The following is an 18,155-nucleotide window of genomic DNA, read 5'->3' as shown; positions in this document are numbered from 1 at the left end:
CGCCCCCGCCGCCCTCCCCGGAGGGCGGCGGCGTCGCCGCGTCCGGCGCCGTACCGAAAACCGGTGGCGGCCCCGCGGGGACGCGTGGGAGGCTCCGCCCTCATGTCAGCAGATGAGATCCGCGCCCTCATGTCCGCAGCCCACAACGACCGTCTGGTCTGGAACACCCCGCTCTCCGAAGAGCACGCGGCGCGGCTGGTGGCCGCCTGCGACCCCGCACAGGGATCGCGGATCGCGGACCTCGGCAGCGGCTGGGGCGAACTCCTGATGCGGCTCGTCGAGGCAGCCCCAGGCTCCACCGGGGACGGCGTGGAGACCGACACGGAAGCCGTGGAGCGCGGGCGGCGCCTCGCACAGGAGCGAGGGCTCGCCGAGCGGGTCCGCTTCCACGAGGTGCCCGCCGCCGACTGGACCGGTGGCGACTACGACCTGGCCGTGTCGATCGGTGCCGCGCACGCTTGGCCCGGGTCCACCCCTGAGGCGCTGAAGGCCCTGAAGTCGTCCGTGCGGCCCGGTGGCCGGGTGCTGTTCGGCGACGGGTTCTGGGAGAAGGAGCCCTCGAAGGCCGCACTGGAAAGCCTGGAGGCCGAACCGGACGACTTCCCCACCCTGCTCGGACTGATCCGGCAGGCCGAGGCCGCCGGACTGCGCCCGCTCCAGGTGACCGTCGCCGACCAGCGCGAATGGGACCTTTTCGAGTCGAGCGCCAACATCGGGCGCGGCGAGCGCTGGGCCCTGGCGAACCCCACGCACCCGCTGCACGACGGAGTCGTCGCCGCTGTCGACGCCCGCCGCACCGGTTACTACGGCGGTTACCGGGGAACGCTCGGCCTCGCGTACCTCGTGCTCAGCACCTGACCCGCACCGAATCGGTGCGTGATCGCTCTGGTCACCTGGGGCGACCGGCGGTAACTTCCGTTCCCGTACGCCCTGGGAGCCAGAGGAGCCGCCGTGTCCGAGCCCGCCGTCACGCCCGAACCCGCCGTCACGCCCGCGCCCGTACCTGTCGAGCAGCTGCACTTCGCCATGCCGCCCGTCCACGCGTCGCCGGGCGAGGAGCGCGCGTACCGCCGGGAGCGGCTGGCAGGTGCGCTGCGGCTGTTCGGGGAGTACGGGTACGAGGAGGGCGTCTCCGGGCACCTCACCGCGCGGGACCCGGAGCTCGGCGACTGCTTCTGGGTCAATCCCTTCGGGGCGCCCTTCCAGGACCTCGCCCCGCAGGACCTGATCCTGGTCAACGGTGACGGGCAGGTCGTCCAGGGGCGCTTCCACGTCAACCAGGCGGCCTTCGCCGTGCACGCCCAGGTCCACCGGGCCCGCCCGGACGTCGTCGCCGTCGCGCACACCCACTCCGTGCACGGGCGCGCCCTCTCCGCGCTCGGCGAACTCATCGAGCCGATCACCCAGGAGGCCTGCGCCTTCTACGAGGCCCACAGCCTCTACGACGCCTATACGGGCGTGGTCGTGGACGAGGACGAGGGCCGGCGGATAGCGAGCGCGCTCGGCCGCCACAAGGCGATCATCCTGCGCAACCACGGGCTGCTGACGGTCGGGGACTCGGTGGACGCGGCGGCCTGGTGGTTCCTCACGATGGAGCGCTCCTGCCAGGTCCAGCTCGCGGCGCGGGCCGCGGGGAAGCCCGTACTGATCGAGCACCGGGACGCCGTCGTCACCCGCGAACAGCTCGGCAGCGACCTCGTGGCCTGGATCAACTACCAGCCCCTGTGGCAGCGGATCAGTCGAACATTCTGACGAAACGCGCTGCCCATTCGCCCCGATGAGGTTCCCAGTCGTCCCGTACGGCACAATTCGCAGAAATCACAGGCGAGTTGGCCGGGAACCGATCGAAAAGGGCGGCGTTCTTCGTGGCGTTGGACGAGGCGAGAAAGAGCAGCACGCACGGCGGTGGCTGTACGTGCGGCGACTGCCCGCACGGAGCACGCGAAGGGCACCGGCGCGCGGTCGCGGCCTTCCTCGCCAAGCGGGACGAACTGGCCGCGGGCAACGGCCTGCCCGCAGGGGTCGCCCAGTCGGCCTCCGCGTCCCGGCAGTGGGTGTCGGACGAACTGACCGTATCGGCCCGCACCGTCGCCGACCGGGGCCGGGAGGCGGGCGACGCCTGGCTCCACCAGGTCTGGCGGCGCACGCTGGTCATCGTCTGGGGCGCGGTCGCCGCCCTGGTCGTCGGCGAGAGCGTCACCGCCATCGGGGCGGGCTGGTCCACCGCCCGTACCGCAGGGCTGGTCGCCGGACTCGTCACCGCGGGGCTGCTGACCGGCGCCGCCCGCTTCCACCGCGCCCGCGGCGGCCTCCTCGCCCCGCTGATCGGCGAGGACAACCGGCTCTCCACCTCCCGCACGGTCGCCGCCTCCTGGGTGCTGCTCGCCGTCTTCTCCGTGCTCGTCCTCGCCCTCCAACTGGCGGGCGCCTCCGGGCACACGGACCGCGACGAGCTGATAGAGGGCCTCGACCTGGTGCGCTCCGCCGGAGTGCTGACCGTGCTCGCGCTCGTGTGCGCCGTCGCCGTCCTCGTACGACGGGTGGTGACCGTACGCGTCCTGGCGCAGCGCCTGCAGAAGCTGAGGGCCGAGCGCCCGCGCGCCGCCGATCTGCTCACCGACGACTCCGGGCGCGGCAGTTTCACCGATGTGCAGTACGTGCTCGTCAGCGCCGTCGCCGTACTGTTCGCCGCGGTCCGCCTGGCCCGCCGCCCCGAGCAACTGCCCGACCTGCCCTGGGGGCTCGCGCTCCTGGTGGCGGTCTCCGCCGCGACGTACTTCGCGGGGAAGTACGCGGAGGGCGGCCGCCCGGTCATTCTCTCCGTCGTACGGACCCGCGAGGCCGGAGATCTGGACGCCCCGATCCGTACCGGGGACGACATCGAGATCCGCGGCGCCGGCTTCGTACCGCCCGGGGCGGGCAGCCCGGACCGGCTGGCCAGGATGGTCGTCAGGATCGGCCGGGTCCACGTCCACGTGCCGCTGATCCCCGTCACCGGAGGCTTCGCCAACCCGACCGACACCGTGCTCACCGTGCCGGTGCCCGTCGAGGTCGAACCGGGGGTGGTGGACGTCCAGGTCGTCACCGCCGCCGGGGTGGAGACCAACCGCGTCGTCATCGACGTGACGGACTGACAACTTCGCTCGGAGGCAGACCGGTTGGGCCGTCGCCAGTACGATTCCAGGAGTCGGGCAGGCGGCGGCGACGGGATGCGTGACCGGTATGACAGTGAACAGCTCAACCACACCTGCGACCGGGACGGAACCTTCGCACCGGGCGCTTCTCCTGTTCGTACCGGAGTACACCTCCACGGCCTGGCAGCCGCTGGACTACCTCGGCGACGAGTACCGCGATCTGTGGACCGCGCTCACCGACCAGGGGTACGCGATCGACCCGGCGAGCGACTGCCGGAAGTTCGAGAGCAAGGAACTCGTCCAGGCGATCGGCCGGTTCATCGCCGACGGGCACGCCGGCCAGCATCTGATGGTCTTCCTCAGCGGCCACGGCTTCCATCACGCCGGGCAGCACTGGTTCGCCGGGACCGACTCCTCCGTGGAGACCTGGAGCGAGCAGGCCCTCTCGACGACCAACGTCAACCTCGAGGGCGACTGGGCGGAACAGGTGGGGCGGAGCGCGGCCGAGCAGGTCCTCTTCGTCGTGGACGCCTGCCGCGACCGGCTGGAGGACGACGGGAGCGCGTTCAAGGTGCCGGCCGGCACGGACAAGCTCGGCTATCTGATGGCGTGCGAACCGGAGAGGACCGCAGCCGTCGCGGGCCCGGACGGCGCCCGCTTCAGCCTCTTCACGCAGGCGATGCGGGACGTGCTTGCCGACGCCCAGGGCGAACTCCTCGCCGACCGGCTCTGCGTCCTGCTGGAATCCGCGATGGCCGATCTCCGTACCCGGCAGTCGAACCCGCCGCCCCGGCAGGTGCCCAGGCTCGGCGGCGAGACCCTGAGCCCTCGGTTCGTCGTCCTGCCCGAACGGTCCACGGCGGGGCGGCGGGTCCGGCTGGTGCGGGAGCATCCGGTGTGGGCCAAGGTCGCCGACACCCAGGAGGCCGAGGAGTGGCGGGCGCAGGCCGAGACGGTGGTCCGCGCACTCGACCGTGAGCTGGCGTCCGAGCGGGAGAAGCTGCGTGACGACCCGTGGCTCGACTGGGAGTCGGACCTGCGGACCTCCGAGCGCCTGGCGTATCTCGTGGACCGCCCCGAAGTCGCCGCGTTCACCCCGGTCGAGGCGGCACTGCTCGCGGTGGCGCCCGCGCTGTACTTCGGCTTCCGGGTCCGGCTGGCGGCACGGGCCGACTACCGGGACCTGCGCACCGAGTGGGACCAGTACCCGAGGCTCCAGCGGCAGACCGACCCCGGTGGCGGAGCGGCCGGCCCGGGAGGGGACCGCCAGGGGGTCGCAGGGGCCTCGCGGCGGGACCGCAGGGTGGCCGAGGCATGGGTGCTCCACCAGACCCTCTGCGACCCCGGGAACGCGCACGACCGTTCCGACGACCTGGTCCGCTTCCTCCAGAACATGCTCGCGGGTACCGACGAGCTGGAGGAGGAGTTCAGCCCGCCGGTCATGTCCTGGCTGTTCCGTGCCATGCGGCACGGCGGCGGTGTCCTTGCCGAACCACCGGTCCTGGCGGTGCGGGCACCCGAGGACGGGCCCGCCTGCCAGCGGGTCGGGCTCATGCTCTGTGTCGCCCGCCTCATGGCGCTCGACCGCAGTGAGCTCCCCTCGGTCCTCGTGGAGCACCTGGGGGGCCGTGAGCCCATCGGGCTGGTACGCGTACGACTCGCCGTCGACGGCGCCCAGTGGTCCATGACGACCGGGAACAGGGGCACCCTGACGCTGAAGGCAGAGTGTGGCCACCAGGCGCTGATGGTCGCCCTCCAGGAGCAGGTGCAGGCGCTGGACGGACTGTTCTGCAGCAATCTGCGGATTCCCGGGCTCGCCGATCTGCCGAGCAGGGCGTCGGACATCGAGGTGACGCCGGAGCCGGACCCCGAGACGGGCGAGCCGCGGTTCTACCCGATCGCCACCCGATTCGGCCTCGACGCCACGCGCGTACGGGATCTGCTCACCGGCGAGGCGCTGTACGGCGACCGCCATCTGGCCATCCGCGAGCTGTACCAGAACGCGATGGACGCCTGCCAGGTGCGCGAGGCGAGGGAGCAGGTCCTCGCCAAGCAGGGGGAGGACCCGGACTGGCGGGGTGCGATCGAGTTCACCCAGCAGTTCGACCGCACCCGGGGACGCTGGTACGTCGACTGCGTCGACAACGGCTCGGGCATGGGCCGCCGCGAACTGCTCCACTCCTTCGCGCAGGGTGGGGCCAGGCTCTCCCATCTCAGCTCGTTCCAGGAGGAGATGCTCACCTGGCGGCAGCGCGGCATCACCGTCCAGCAGAACAGCCGTTTCGGCATCGGCGTCCTCAGCTACTTCATGATCGCGGACGAGATCGAAGTGATCACACGCAAGTTCCGGCCCGACGGCAAGGCGGAGCCAACCGCGCTCCGCGTCACGATCGACGGCCCGGAGCACCTCTTCCAGGTGGCCCAGTGCCAGGAGGAGCCGAAGTTCGTCCGTGACGACTGCGGCACCCGCATTCGCCTCTATCTGCGCGAGGACCTGAAGGACTTCTCGTGCGTGAAGGTGCTGCGGTCCGTGCTGGGCGTGGCCCGTTTCCGCACGGAGGCGGAACACGTGGGCAGTGATGCGGAGACCTGGGAGCCGGAGGTGTACAGCAGCAAACCCGATACGGGGACGGACCCGGTCATCGAGGCCGAGGGGGACGTCGCCCCGGTGCCCGGCGGCAAGGTGTTCTGGTGCGAGCGAGGCGGGGCGCTGCTGGTCGACGGCATCTCGGTGCGCGGGCACTGGTTCCGGGGGGACGGTGGGCAGGCGCGGAGCAGGGGAGACGCGATGGATATGCGCGGGGCCGTCGTCAATCTCCGGGGTCCCGTGCTCCAGACCTCGGGCAAGAAGGAGCTGCCCCGGCTCTCCGTGAACCGGTCCGAGATCCTCGACGAGGTCGCTCCCGCCCTTTTCTCCCTGCTCAGCAAGAAGGACGCTGCCCAGGCACTGAGCAGGAGCGGGGTGCTCACGGTGGCGTGGCTGGAGAGCATCGCGGAAGCGGAGCCGCGGATCGCCGACGCGATCGTGGCCGGGCTGGTCAGAGTGGGTGCGGAACTCGTCTACAAGGACGGGACCGCCGCCCTGCGGGACACCGGATTCCGGCTCGGGGACCGTGAGCTGAGGGCCACCTGGGTGGGCGAGCGGCCGTTCGCGCGGCACAGGTCCACCTACAGGTCCAAGGACATGACCACGCACCTCCCCGGACATCTCGCGCTCTGGCGCTACGCCGCCCACTTCCCGGAAGAGGTGCGCGCGGCGCTCGGAGACACGTGTCCGCCCGAGCTGGGCACGGTACGCCTGCGCCCCGCGTCGCCGTCGGACTCCGAGCTCCTGGGCCACAACCGGGAAGGATCGGAGGAATCGGACACCACCTGGGACGCATGGGTCTCGCCCGCGCTCGTCTACGAGCGTGCCGAGCAGCTGCACGAGTCCCGCGGCTGGGCTGCCGGGCGCCTTGCCGGACTGGGGCTGGCGCTGCCGGTGCCGGAACGGGTCGCGCTGCTGTCCGCTGCCGAACTGACCAGCCTGACCAGTGAGGACGCGGACGGTCTGAGGCCATCGGTCCGCCCGGGCGGTGCGATCGGACCGCGCCAGCTGATGAGCGCCTGCCGCGACAGAAGCCCACAGGAACTGGCCGAGGTGCTGGTGCTCCTCCAGGAGCTCGGATACGACACGGCGCCCTGCTCGTCGCTGCTGGAACCGGAGTCGGTGGAAGCCGGGCTGTTCCGCGATCTTGAGCGGTACCGGCCGGGGCATTCCTCGACTTTCTACGCCAGCGTGATCAGCCACGAGCACATCGTGGATCTGGCGGAAGCGCGCGGGCTCGGCGTCCATGAGGTACGGAAGGTGCTCAGCCGGTACCGGTGCGCAACGCAGAACCTCGACGACCTCAACGACCTCAGCGGCGGCTGGCAACTCACCGTGCCCGGCCCGGAGGGCGGTCGCCCGGTGGCGTCCCTCGCGGACGTGTACCGGATGGCCCGTTTGAAGAACTGCACGAGGGACCGAGCGGTCCGGCTGCTGGAGGCACACGGCTGTCTCGTGCACGACGGGCTTCCCGAGGACGCGCTGCCCGCACAGGCAGACATGGATCTGCTCGTCCTCCCGGTCGCGGGACGGGGACGGCTCGATCTTCGCGGGCCCGCCACGCTCCTGGACCTGCACGCGCTGGCCCGGGAGACATACGCCTCCCTCCCCGAGGTCGCCCGGCGGCTGCGCTCCCTCGCGGTCGACGTTCCCTACGACGACCTCCCAGATGCCCTCGACAAGGACGATCTCGTGCTGCTGGCCCAAGTCCACGGCGCGGACAGCCGCTTGCGCCAAGGTCTCGACCCCCGGGTGCCGGTGCCGATCGCGCATCTGGCGATCACGGCCGGACGGCTGGGCTGGACCGTCACGGACGTACGGGACCGGCTGGCCGCCCGGGGCATGACTTCCGCGGAGCTGCCCGAGTCCGCTTTCGACGTGTTCGACGAGCGGACGGAACGGGCACTGGCCGGGCCCTGGATCCCGTACACCCAGAAGACCGTGCGCGAATCGATCCCCATGGCCCATGTGATCCAGGTGGCCGCCGAACTGGGCTGGGAGCACGAGCGGACGGCGGAGGCGATGCGGCTCAGAGGACTGGACGTGCCCGATGCCTGGGGCGAAAGTCTGCCGGAGGTGAGCGACACCGACGAGATCCTGCTCAGAAGGGACGGCAGCCCGCACAACCCCTGGGTGGCCCCACTGGACTACGTGTCCTTCCGCCACGTGGTGCTCGCTGCCGACGCGGCCGGTATGACCGTGGACGAGGCTCGCGCGCGTCTGCGGGCACTCGGAGCCACTGTGCAGACGTTGGCACCGGACGGGGACGGCTTCGAGGCGACGGCGTGGCTGAGCGAGTTGCTGGGCAGCTACCCGGGCACGTCCCAGAGCCTCGGCGGCGGCTTCCGCGACGACCTCTCCGTCCGTCCCGCCTACGTCCGGGCCGTCTCGCACCTCGCCCGCCGTTCCCCGTCCGACGTCGCCAGACACCTCCGGGCCGCCGGCGCCGACATCTCGCCCGACGACTACCCGCTCGACCCGTACAGGCCGGAGGAACTGCTCCTGCTGAGGGAGGACGCTGAACACGACGGTGCGTGGCTGCCCCTCGACGAGCCCGTCGGCCTCGAGCACCTCCTGCTCTGCGCCCACCGCCTCACCACCACCGTCGCCGACATCGCCGGCCGGCTGCGCGCACTGGGCCTGGAGGTGCCCGACGTGGCCACGGCGGTGGCCGAGGCGTGGGCGCTGGTGCCCAGGGCCACGGATGCCTGCTGACCGGCCCACACCCGGTGAGCAGGCCGATCCCCGCGTACGTATCGTCTGGTGACGGGTCAATGGAAGGCGGGTCAGCCATGAACGGCTACGGAAACACCTACGGACTGAGCGAACCGGCCAGTCTCCGGGACCGCGCCAGGCAGTACGCGCTGCTGCCGCTGCGGATCTTCCTCGGAGTCACCTTCATCTACGCCGGTCTGGACAAGCTGACCGACAGCGGCTTCATGTCCGCCGACGGCGCAGGCTCGATCGGCGAGATGATGCGAGGTGTACGGGACTCCTCCGCGATCCCGGCCCTCGTCGACCTGGCGCTGAAGAGCCCCGTCGGCTTCGGCTACGCCATCGGGATCGGCGAACTCGCTGTCGGGCTCGGCACCCTCGTCGGACTGTTCGCACGGCTCGCCGCGCTCGGCGGCGCGATGATCTCGCTCAGCCTGTGGCTGACCGTGAGCTGGCAGACCGAGCCGTACTACTACGGCAACGACCTGATCTACCTCATGGCCTGGCTGCCGCTGGTGCTCGCGGGCGCCGCCGCGTTCTCCGCGGACGCCTTCCTCGCGGCACGACGGCGGCGCAACCTGTAGCTCACCCACGTAGCCGTGGCGGCCAGCCCGAGGCCGCCGCAGAACAGCGGGAGGAAGAACGTCCACGGGGCGTCCCACTCTCCCGCCGCGTCCGCCGCGTAACCGGCGGCCAGGACGAGCATCACGACGCCCGTCACCGCGCGGCCCGGCCGGAACTCATGACGCAGCACGGATGACCTCCACTTGTCCGACGCCGACTTCCAGTCTCAGCTCGACCGTGCCGGCCGGCTTGCCGCCCCCGGGCGGCGCAAGGGTTTCCTTGCTCGTCCGGCTCGGGCCCACATCCACGTCCTCGGGCTTCTGGGCCGGCAGCTGGATGTCCCCGAGACCCGCCTCCGCGTCCAGCTTCACCGTCACGCCCTTGGGTACGACGACGACCGCGCGGCCCGCACCGACCTCCAGCTCCGTGACGAGGGTTTCACCGACGGGGACCGTGACCCCGGACAGGTCGAGCTTGCCGACACCGGTGCCCAGCTCGTACCGGGGCTGGACCGCCGCGACCGAGGCCGGGCGCCACTCCGTGCGGACCCAGTCGGTGCCGATGTCCTTCGGTACGGCCGCCGAGCCGGCCAGCAGCCCGGCCGTGACCACCACCAGGAAGAGCGTGCCGAACCCGGTCCGCCCCAGGAACGAGCTGACCACCAGTCCCAGGCCGAAGACCGCGAGCGCGGCGGCGAGCCCGGCCTGCAGGCTCGTACCCAGCGGCTGGGAGTCCCAGCTCAGCCCCGTGCCCAGACCGCCCGCGATCAGCGCGAGGAGGAAGACCAGGCCGCCGATCGAGCGCGGTCCCCGCGTCCCCGGAGGACGGTAGGGGGCGCTGTACGGGGCGTCCGCCGTGGCCGTCCGGGTGCCCGGCGGCGCGGCCCAGGAGCCCGGAGTCGCGTCCTCGGGTCCCCACAGATAGCCGGGCCCGACCGGGCCCGAGGTGCCGTCCTTGACGATCGGATCGCGCCACCAGGAGGGGCTGCCGGGCGTCGGCGGGGCCTTCACCTCGGGCGGCGCCCCGTGGCCCGGAGTGCCCCCGGGCGCCTGCGCCGCCGCGGTGGCCGGCGGAGTGTCGGGCACGGCCGTCCTGCGGTGCTGCGCCCAGACGGTGGAGCCGATGACGGCGAGCGACAGCATCGCGGCGAAGGCCAGCATCCCGCCGTTGTGCAGCATCGAGAGGAACAGCCCGCAGCCGACGAGGGCGAGCACCAGAGCGATCAGCGACGCGCCCTCCACCCGGCCCGACAGCAGTTTGCGCGCCTCGTTCTCCTCCTCGCCGTCCAGCGGGAGCAGCAGCCACGCGAAGCCGTAGAAGATCAGTCCGATGCCGCCGGTCACCGAGAGGACGCCGAGCACGATCCGGAAGATCACCGGGTCGACGTCGCAGTACCGGCCGAGCCCGCCGCACACCCCGGCCACCACTTTCTGCCGCGAGCTGCGGTGCAGCTGCGGTTTCGGCTCGGGGGGCGGCGTGACGCCGGGGGAGGCGTCCTGGGTAGCGGTCATGCCCCCATGGTGACGGTCCGTACGCCTCCGCGGCACCCGCCCCGACCCTGGACGGTCCCTGATATTGCCTTACCGGGACCCCTGGGGGCCGTGAAGCGCTCCCGTGCACGAGTCAGGGTCGAATAGGGGCCGACCCTGATGCCACCGCACGCGCGTACGTGTGACGATCGTCGTATGCCAGCCGCCACGACCCGAGCCGCAAGCTCCCTCGCACCGGACCCGGAGGAGCCGCCCGTACGCAAGCTGTACCGAAGCGCCGACGGACGGCTGCTCGGCGGTGTCGCGCGCGGGCTGGCCGGGCACCTCGGGCTGCCCGTCGCCTGGGTGCGGTTCCTCTTCCTCGGGCTGTTCTTCGCGGACGGCCTGGGCGCCCTGCTGTACGCCGTGTTCTGGATCGTCGTGCCGCTCGGCGTCGGCGGTGTGGACGCGCCGCGTTCCGTCTTCGAGACCGCCCCGGACGGCCGGCGCCGGCTCCGCAAGCCGGACAAGGGACAGTTCTTCGCGCTCGTCGCGCTGCTCATCGGCGCCGTGATCTTCGTCGGCAACGTCGACATGGGCAGCAAGGCCGACCGCTACATCTGGCCGACGCTCCTGATCGGCGCGGGCTCCGTACTGGTCTGGCGCCAGGCCGACAACGCGCGGCGCGCCCGCTGGATGGAGGTCGGCCGCCGCCGCCGGGTGCTGCAACTGGCCCGCGGACTGGCCGGTGTGGCACTGGTCGGCCTCGGCCTGGCCGTCTTCATGGTGGTCCGCGGCTCGGCGGCCCAGCTCGGCAACGTGATGACAGCGGCCATCGCCGTACTCACCGGCATCGCCCTGCTGGCCGGTCCCTATCTCGTACGGATGACGCAGGACCTCTCCGAGGAGCGGCTCATGCGCATCCGCGCCCAGGAGCGCGCCGAGGTCGCGGCGCACGTACACGACTCGGTCCTGCACACCCTCACCCTGATCCAGCGCAGCGCGGACGACGGCGGCGAGGTCCGCAGGCTGGCCCGCGCCCAGGAGCGCGAGCTGCGCAACTGGCTGTACAACCCCGAGGGCACCGGCAAGGACGAGGACGACGAACCCTCGAGCCTCGCCGAGGCGGTCAAGCGCGCCGCCGCCGAGGTCGAGGACAAGCACGGCGTCCCGCTGGAGGTCGTCGTCGTCGGCGACTGCCCCCTCGACGAGAAGCTGGCCGCCCAGATGCAGGCCGCACGCGAGGCGATGGTCAACGCCGCCAAGTACGGTGGCGAGGGCGGGGCCGTCCAGGTGTACGCGGAAGTCGAGGGCCGTACCGTCTTCGTCTCCGTGAAGGACCGCGGTCCGGGATTCGACCTGGATTCGGTCCCGGGCGACAGGATGGGCGTACGAGAATCAATCATCGGCCGGATGCAGCGCAACGGCGGTACGGCGCGGCTGCGTTCGGTGCCCGGTGGGGGCACGGAAGTCGAGCTGGAGATGGAAAGGGCGGGCGAATGACCGAGAACACCGAAGCCACCGGGGGCCCGGAGCGGCGGGTACGGGTCGTGCTCGTCGACGACCACCGGATGTTCCGTACCGGGGTCCAGGCCGAGATCGGCCGTACCGAGGAGACCGGAGTCGAGGTCGTCGGCGAGGCCGCCGACGTCGACCAGGCCGTCACGGTCATCACCGCGACCCGCCCCGAGGTCGTCCTCCTAGACGTCCATCTGCCGGGCGGCGGCGGCGTGGAGGTGCTGCGGCGCTGCGCCCCGATGATGGGTGCGGCCGAGAACCCGGTGCGCTTCCTGGCGCTGTCCGTCTCGGACGCCGCCGAGGACGTCATCGGAGTCATCCGGGGCGGCGCCCGCGGCTACGTCACCAAGACGATCACCGGCACGGACCTGGTCGACTCGGTCTTCCGGGTCCAGGACGGCGACGCGGTGTTCTCGCCGCGGCTGGCCGGCTTCGTGCTGGACGCCTTCGCCTCGACGGACGCGCCGCCGGTCGACGAGGACCTGGACCGGCTGACCCAGCGCGAGCGCGAGGTGCTGCGGCTGATCGCGCGCGGATACGCGTACAAGGAGATCGCCAAGCAGCTCTTCATCTCGGTGAAGACGGTCGAGTCGCACGTCTCGGCGGTGCTCAGGAAGCTCCAGCTGTCCAACCGGCACGAGCTGACCCGGTGGGCGACGGCGCGCAGGCTGGTCTGAGCCTCGGCGGAGCTCCTCGGGCGGGGCTCCTCACGCCGGGTGCTCGGTCTCCGGGCCGAACGCTCCGGCGGCGGCGGCCAGGGTTGCGGTGGTGGCCGCGTGACCCGGCAGTTTCGGATCGGGAGTCGTCCGCATGAGTACCAGTTGGTGGTAGAGCGGCGCGGTGGCGGCGATCAGCAGCCGCCGCGCGTCCGTGTGCGGCGGGAGTTCACCGCGTTCGACGGCGCGCTCGACGACGACCTCGCAGCGCGCGTACCGGTCCTCCCACAGCCGCTGCTGGGCGTCGGCGGCCCGCGCGGAGCGGAACGATGCGGCGATCAGGGCTTCGGGGATCGACGGTTGCGCGACCAGGGACTCCTGGATCTCGTCGTTGAGGGCTGTCAGATCGCCGCACAGCGAGCCGGTGTCCGCGGGCTGCCAGTCGTCCTCGCCCGCGGAGTCCAGGACGTCGGCGAGCAGGCCACCGATGTCCTCCCAGCGCCGGTAGACCGTGGCGCGGTGCACGCCGGCGCGGGCCGCGACGCCCTCCATCGTCAGCCCCTCGTAACCGTTTTCACCGAGTTCGGCGCGCACCGCGTCGAGCACTTGGGCGCGGATACGGGCGGTGCGACCGCCCGGTCGACGGTCCGGCGGCGCCGGTGGGTCTGTCATCGGGAATCCGGTTGCTCGGTGTGGATGGATCTGTCAGCATCTTAAAGTAACAGTTGTCGCACTAGTGGAGTCGTCGATGCTCTTCCGAAGCGTTCTTCCGGCCTTGCGGTCCCAGACGGCCGTTTCGTCCCCGACAGCTTCGGAGTCGCTCGTATGCCCACGCAGATCACCGCGCTCGCGGTCAGCAAATCCTTCGACGGCAGGTCCGTTCTCGACTCGGTGACCTTCTCGCTCGCGAAAGGTGAGTGCACCGGGATCGTCGGCGAGAACGGGTCCGGCAAGACCACCCTGCTGCGGCTGCTCGCCGATCGGGAGCGCCCCGACCAGGGGGAAATCATCCTTCAGGCCGACGGCGGCGTCGGCTACCTCGCCCAGGACGGGGGCCTGCCGGCGGATATGACGGCCCAGCAGGTCATCGACCGGGCACTGGGCGATCTTCGTGCGATCGAAGCGCGGATGCGCCGCCTGGAGACAGTGATGGCCGACGGTGACGAGTCGGCGCTCGGCGCCTACGGCGAGGCGGTTTCGGCCTTCGAGCTGCGCGGTGGATACGACGCCGATGCCCGGCTGGAACGCGCCCTGCACGGCCTCGGTCTGAAGCAGGTGCACCGCGCCTCGCCCCTGGGCAGTCTCTCCGGCGGCGAACAGGTCCGGTTGCGTCTGGCAGCGGTGCTGGCAGCTGCCCCGGAGGTACTGCTGCTGGACGAGCCGACCAATCATCTGGACGAGGCCGCCGTGGCATGGCTGGAGGAGCACCTGCGCAGCAGGCGGGGCACCACAGTGGTCGTCTCCCACGACCGGGGCTTCCTCGAACACGTCGCGACAAGCCTGCTGGAGGTGGACGGGGACCGGCGCGGCGTCGTCCGGTACGGCAACGGCTACGCCGGATACCTCGCGGAGAAGGCGGCGGCGCGGCGGCGCTGGGCCGAGCATCACGACCGGTGGGTGGCCGAGGTCGACCAGGTGCGCGACTCGGCTGCGGTCACCGCCCGCCGGGTGGCTCCCGGCCGACCGATGAAGGACGGCGACAAACTGTCCTACAACCAGGCCGGCGCCCGTGTGCAGCAGTCCCTGGCCAGCCGCGTCCGCAACGCCGAGGAACGGTTGCGCCGTCTGCTGGCCGACCCGGTCCCGGCCCCGCCGGAGCCTCTGAACTTCTCCCCTGTGCTGCGGGCCGGACAGCTGCACGGCGCCGTGCTCGACGCTGTCGGGGTCGCCGTCGCGGGCAGACTCGACCCGGTCGATCTGACAGTCCGGGCGGGTGACCGCCTGCTGATCACGGGCGAGAACGGTGCGGGCAAGAGCACCCTGCTGCGCGTCCTGGCCGGGAACCTGGCTCCGGGCAACGGGTACGTCGACAGGCGCGGCCGGATCGGGTACCTCCCGCAGGACCCCGACTCCGGTTCGGCGGACGAGACCCTTCTGGCCGCGTACGCCCGTGGGCGGGTGGGGGAGGCCGAGGACCACGCCGAACGGCTGCTGGCCCTGGGGCTGTTCGACCGTGCCCGGCTGGAGGTTCCGGTCGCGCGGCTCTCCACCGGCCAGCGGCAGCGGCTCGCTCTGGCGCGGCTGGTCAGCCGGCCTGCGGACGTCCTGCTGCTCGACGAGCCCACCAACCACCTGTCCCCGGCGCTCGCCGAGGAACTGGAGGCCGCCTTGGCCGGTTTCGCCGGCACCGTCGTCCTCGTCAGCCACGACCGGTTGCTGCGGCGGCGCTGGAGAGGAACGCATCTGGCTCTGCGCCCCGCCCGAGTGCCCGCGATCAGCGGCTGAAGAGCACCGATCCCGCCATGCCCACCCCGCACCCGAAACGAGTGATCGCCCATGTCCCCTCGCCGCGCCCACATCGCGATGGTCGGCATCCCCATCATCAGCCACGTCCTGCCAAGCCTTGAGATCATTCGCGAGCTGGTGGCCCGCGGACACCGGGTCACCTACGCCAACGACCCGGCCGTGGCCGACCGGATCACGGCCGCCGGTGCCGAATTCGTCCCCTGCACCTCCGTGCTGCCTGTTGCCGACAACAACTGGCCCGACGACGCCATCGCCGCGGCGAGCCTGTTCCTCGACGACGCCGTCCAGGCACTTCCTCAGCTGCGCGCCGCCTACGACCACGACCGGGCGGACCTGTATCTGTACGACATCGGTGCCTACGCCGCGCGAGCCCTCGCCGAATCGCAGGGCCGTTCCCTCATGCAGCTGTCTCCGACGTTCGTGGCCTGGGACGGCTATGAGGAGGAGGTCGCGGTGCACCTGCGGAAGTTGCCTGGTGCCGACGCGTACCGGGCGAGGTTCGCGGGCTGGCTCGCCGAGTGCGGGGCGACCACCACGGACGTGGACGCCTTCTCCGGTCCTCCCGCACGGGCGCTCGCCCTGATCCCCAGGGCGATGCAGCCGTACGCCGACAAGGTCGACACCGACTCGGTGACCTTCGTCGGGCCGTGCTTCGACGCACGCGGGGACGCGGACGAGTGGAAACGGCCCGCGGACGCGGAGAACGTACTGCTGATCTCCCTGGGCTCGGCGTACACGCGACAGCCGGAGTTCTACCGCCAGTGCGTGGCGGCGTACGGGAACCTGCCCGGCTGGCACATCGTGCTCCAGATCGGCAAGTACACCGACCCGAACGAACTCGGCGACATCCCGCCCAACGTCGAGGTGCGTTCCTGGGTCCCGCAGAGGGCGATCCTGGAGCAGGCGGACGCCTTCGTCACGCACGCCGGAATGGGCGGCTGCGGCGAAGCACTCCTTGCGGGCGTCCCGATGATCGCCGTGCCCCAGGGCGCCGAGCAGTTCATGAACGCGGACCGGCTCGTGGAGCTGGGAGTTGCCCGCCGCATCGACACCCAGGACGCCACTGCCGAGACCCTGAGAGCGGCCCTCGATGAACTGTCCACCGACCCGGAGTGCGCCCGCCGGTCGGCACAGTTGCGCGCCGACGCACGGGCCGAGGGCGGCACCCCGCGCGCCGCCGATCTCATCGAGGGCAAGCTGGCCGGCGCTGACGGACCGGCGGGCTGACCGGTGCTGTCGGGGCGCCGGGGGCCTATGCCACCCGGGTCGCTCCCGCGAAGGGCATCTGGTCGATCGGCGCGACACGCACGGGCGCTCCGGGGCGCGGTGCGTGGATCATCTGGCCGCCGCCGATGTACAGCCCGACGTGGCTGATGCCCGAGTAGAAGAACACCAGGTCTCCGGGGGCGAGTTCGGAGCGGGACACGCGCTGTCCGGCGTTGATCTGGGTGTACGTGGTGCGGGGCAGCGATACACCCGCTGAGCGCCAGGCGGCCTGGGTGAGGCCGGAGCAGTCGAAGGAGGAGGGGCCGGTGGCGCCCCAGACGTACGGCTTGCCGAGCGCCGTGTACGCGAAGTCGACGGCCTGCGCGGCACGGGCGTTGGGGGCGCTGACCGCGCCGCGCGGGGTGCTGCGGTCGGCGCGGGTGGCGGCGCCGCCGTGCGCCGCGTCGGCCGAGCGCTCGTAGTCGGCGCGCTCGGCGTCGGTCAGGGTGTCCAGGAGGCGCCTGGCGTCTGCCAGTTTCGTGCGGACGGTCTTCTTGTGCTCCGTCAGCTCGGCCCGGCGCGCGGTGAGCGTCGCGAGCTCGCCCTCCGCCCGTGCGCGGAGCTGGGCGACACCGGTGACCTGCCGGCGGATTCCGTTGAGGACCGCGGCCTGGCGGTCACCGGCACGGTTCAGGTACGAGGCGCGTTCCAGGTACTGGTCGGGGTCGGAGGAGAGCGCCAGCTGTACGGCGGGGTCGAGGCCACCGGAGCGGTACTGGGCGGTGGCGAGCGAGCCCAGCGTGCCGCGTGCGGTGTTGAGGCGCTCGGTCCTGCGGGCGGCCTCGTCGCGCAGCGTGTCCAGGGACCTGGCGGCGGCGGTCGCCTTCTCCTTCGTGCCGTTGTACTGCTCTGTGGCGACCTCGGCGTCGTGGTACAGCCGGTCGATCTTGGCCCTGACCTGGGTCGGCGTCAGCTGCGGGTCGGCCTGCGCCGCGCCGTCGAAGGCGGTTGCGGTCGCGGCCCCTGCGAAGGCCAGGGTCGCCGCGGTGCGGGCGGCAGGGCCGGTGAACGGGCGCTGCCCGGCTTTCCGGTGAGCGGCTTTCCGGTGTGCTGCCACGAGGGCCGCGTCCTTCCTGTTCGGCTGCCCGTCGGAAGCTACCGGCGGGCCCGGGAGGGCCCGGTGACGGGACACCACAGGGGGAAGTGGCCCGCCACCGGATCTCCCGGCAGACGACCGGGTGCCGTCCGGTACGGGGCGGTGGAAGCCGGTCATCTGAGAAGGGACGCTAAACCCACGACACGGGAAAGAGTCGCATTGACAGCTATTGCCTTGATGTGACGTTTCGCCACCTCTGCGTGACCGGAAAAATAGCACCAGAGTCAGGCAATTCGTACAGGCGCGAGCGAAGTCGGAAGGTAGCGGGACCTGACCGGCGAGGGGTGATAAGGGCCCGGCTAGGCTGCGGAGCCATGGACGTACTCATCAATGTCTTCGTCGCCCTGCACATCATCGGCATCGCCTCGCTGCTGGGCGGTTTCCTGACCCAGATGAAGGCGATGGGCGCCGGCACGGCCCGCTTCGTACCGGCCATGCTGCACGGCGCACTGACCATGCTGGTCACGGGAGTCGCGTTGGTCGGCCTCAACCAGGCCGACGACCAGACCGTGAACAACATAAAGATCGGCATCAAGCTGCTGGTCCTGGTCGTGATCCTCGCGCTCGTCTACATCAGGCGGGACGAGGAGAAGGCGAGCAAGGGCGAGTTCGCCGCGGTCGGCGGTCTGACGGTCGCCAACATCTTCATCGCCACGCTCTGGACCTGAGCGGCTTCCGACCGGG

Annotated in this window: 13 protein-coding genes; 10 read left to right on the top strand and 3 right to left on the bottom strand. The window is 71.5% G+C overall.

Going from position 1 to position 18,155, the window contains the following annotated elements; all coding sequences use genetic code 11:
* The first annotated feature begins 102 nt into the window (after window positions 1-102).
* The 5 genes from ACWGO0_RS11470 (at window position 103) to ACWGO0_RS11450 (ending at window position 9,020) form a co-directional block, all read left to right on the top strand.
* A complete protein-coding gene (locus ACWGO0_RS11470) occupies window positions 103-858 on the top strand; it encodes an SAM-dependent methyltransferase (protein WP_453531592.1) in 756 nt (251 codons plus the stop codon).
* Between the two features lie 93 nt (window positions 859-951).
* On the top strand, window positions 952-1,752 hold the full coding sequence (locus ACWGO0_RS11465) for a class II aldolase/adducin family protein (protein ID WP_453531589.1): 801 nt from the start codon (window positions 952-954) through the stop codon (window positions 1,750-1,752).
* Between the two features lie 113 nt (window positions 1,753-1,865).
* Complete coding sequence (locus tag ACWGO0_RS11460) at window positions 1,866-3,134, top strand: hypothetical protein (RefSeq protein WP_453531586.1); 1,269 nt, start codon at window positions 1,866-1,868, stop codon at window positions 3,132-3,134.
* 88 nt (window positions 3,135-3,222) lie between these two features.
* On the top strand, window positions 3,223-8,436 hold the full coding sequence (locus ACWGO0_RS11455) for a wHTH domain-containing protein (RefSeq protein ID WP_453531583.1): 5,214 nt from the start codon (window positions 3,223-3,225) through the stop codon (window positions 8,434-8,436).
* Window positions 8,437-8,513: 77 nt separating this feature from the next.
* On the top strand, window positions 8,514-9,020 hold the full coding sequence (locus ACWGO0_RS11450) for a DoxX family protein (protein WP_453531580.1): 507 nt from the start codon (window positions 8,514-8,516) through the stop codon (window positions 9,018-9,020).
* Between the two features lie 156 nt (window positions 9,021-9,176).
* Here ACWGO0_RS11450 and ACWGO0_RS11445 read toward each other — a convergent pair whose 3' ends face one another.
* Complete coding sequence (locus ACWGO0_RS11445) at window positions 9,177-10,511, bottom strand: PspC domain-containing protein (RefSeq protein ID WP_453531577.1); 1,335 nt, start codon at window positions 10,509-10,511, stop codon at window positions 9,177-9,179.
* 174 nt (window positions 10,512-10,685) lie between these two features.
* Between ACWGO0_RS11445 and ACWGO0_RS11440 the strand changes: the two genes are divergently transcribed.
* Both ACWGO0_RS11440 and ACWGO0_RS11435 read left to right on the top strand, forming a co-directional pair.
* Window positions 10,686-11,972, top strand: coding sequence for a PspC domain-containing protein (locus ACWGO0_RS11440; RefSeq protein WP_453531574.1), 1,287 nt, complete (start codon window positions 10,686-10,688; stop codon window positions 11,970-11,972).
* Complete coding sequence (locus tag ACWGO0_RS11435; protein ID WP_382735793.1) at window positions 11,969-12,664, top strand: LuxR C-terminal-related transcriptional regulator; 696 nt, start codon at window positions 11,969-11,971, stop codon at window positions 12,662-12,664. Before ACWGO0_RS11440 ends, ACWGO0_RS11435 begins: the two co-directional genes overlap by 4 nt.
* Window positions 12,665-12,694: 30 nt before the next feature.
* Here the strand turns inward: ACWGO0_RS11435 and ACWGO0_RS11430 are convergent, their stop codons facing one another.
* On the bottom strand, window positions 12,695-13,315 hold the full coding sequence (locus ACWGO0_RS11430) for a TetR/AcrR family transcriptional regulator (RefSeq protein ID WP_453531570.1): 621 nt from the start codon (window positions 13,313-13,315) through the stop codon (window positions 12,695-12,697).
* Window positions 13,316-13,468: 153 nt separating this feature from the next.
* Here ACWGO0_RS11430 and abc-f point away from each other — a divergent pair, with 153 nt between their 5' ends.
* Window positions 13,469-15,088, top strand: coding sequence for a ribosomal protection-like ABC-F family protein (gene abc-f, locus ACWGO0_RS11425; RefSeq protein ID WP_453531567.1), 1,620 nt, complete (start codon window positions 13,469-13,471; stop codon window positions 15,086-15,088).
* 51 nt (window positions 15,089-15,139) lie between these two features.
* Window positions 15,140-16,336, top strand: a complete 1,197-nt coding sequence (locus tag ACWGO0_RS11420; protein WP_453531564.1) for a macrolide family glycosyltransferase — start codon at window positions 15,140-15,142, stop codon at window positions 16,334-16,336.
* A 25-nt stretch (window positions 16,337-16,361) separates the two neighbouring features.
* Here ACWGO0_RS11420 and ACWGO0_RS11415 read toward each other — a convergent pair whose 3' ends face one another.
* The gene (locus ACWGO0_RS11415) at window positions 16,362-17,432 is read right to left on the bottom strand and encodes an NlpC/P60 family protein (RefSeq protein ID WP_453531561.1); all 1,071 of its coding nucleotides are present in this window, start codon (window positions 17,430-17,432) and stop codon (window positions 16,362-16,364) included.
* A gap of 353 nt (window positions 17,433-17,785) precedes the next feature.
* Between ACWGO0_RS11415 and ACWGO0_RS11410 the strand changes: the two genes are divergently transcribed.
* The gene (locus ACWGO0_RS11410; protein ID WP_453531558.1) at window positions 17,786-18,139 is read left to right on the top strand and encodes a hypothetical protein; all 354 of its coding nucleotides are present in this window, start codon (window positions 17,786-17,788) and stop codon (window positions 18,137-18,139) included.
* Window positions 18,140-18,155 lie beyond the last annotated feature (16 nt).

This window comes from Streptomyces sp. NPDC055749, assembly GCF_053617235.1.
This window is presented reverse-complemented; position numbering and strand designations above follow the sequence as displayed.

What these genes read in the sequence shown, in the direction of transcription:
- ACWGO0_RS11435 (WP_382735793.1), top strand. Translation starts at nt 11,969, where the DNA reads ATGACCGAGAACACCGAAGCCACCGGGGGCCCGGAGCGGCGGGTACGG.
- abc-f (WP_453531567.1), top strand. Translation starts at nt 13,469, where the DNA reads ATGCCCACGCAGATCACCGCGCTCGCGGTCAGCAAATCCTTCGACGGC.
- ACWGO0_RS11430 (WP_453531570.1), bottom strand. Translation starts at nt 13,315, where the DNA reads ATGACAGACCCACCGGCGCCGCCGGACCGTCGACCGGGCGGTCGCACC.
- ACWGO0_RS11420 (WP_453531564.1), top strand. Translation starts at nt 15,140, where the DNA reads ATGTCCCCTCGCCGCGCCCACATCGCGATGGTCGGCATCCCCATCATC.
- ACWGO0_RS11455 (WP_453531583.1), top strand. Translation starts at nt 3,223, where the DNA reads ATGACAGTGAACAGCTCAACCACACCTGCGACCGGGACGGAACCTTCG.
- ACWGO0_RS11440 (WP_453531574.1), top strand. Translation starts at nt 10,686, where the DNA reads ATGCCAGCCGCCACGACCCGAGCCGCAAGCTCCCTCGCACCGGACCCG.
- ACWGO0_RS11410 (WP_453531558.1), top strand. Translation starts at nt 17,786, where the DNA reads ATGGACGTACTCATCAATGTCTTCGTCGCCCTGCACATCATCGGCATC.
- ACWGO0_RS11450 (WP_453531580.1), top strand. Translation starts at nt 8,514, where the DNA reads ATGAACGGCTACGGAAACACCTACGGACTGAGCGAACCGGCCAGTCTC.
- ACWGO0_RS11445 (WP_453531577.1), bottom strand. Translation starts at nt 10,511, where the DNA reads ATGACCGCTACCCAGGACGCCTCCCCCGGCGTCACGCCGCCCCCCGAG.
- ACWGO0_RS11470 (WP_453531592.1), top strand. Translation starts at nt 103, where the DNA reads ATGTCAGCAGATGAGATCCGCGCCCTCATGTCCGCAGCCCACAACGAC.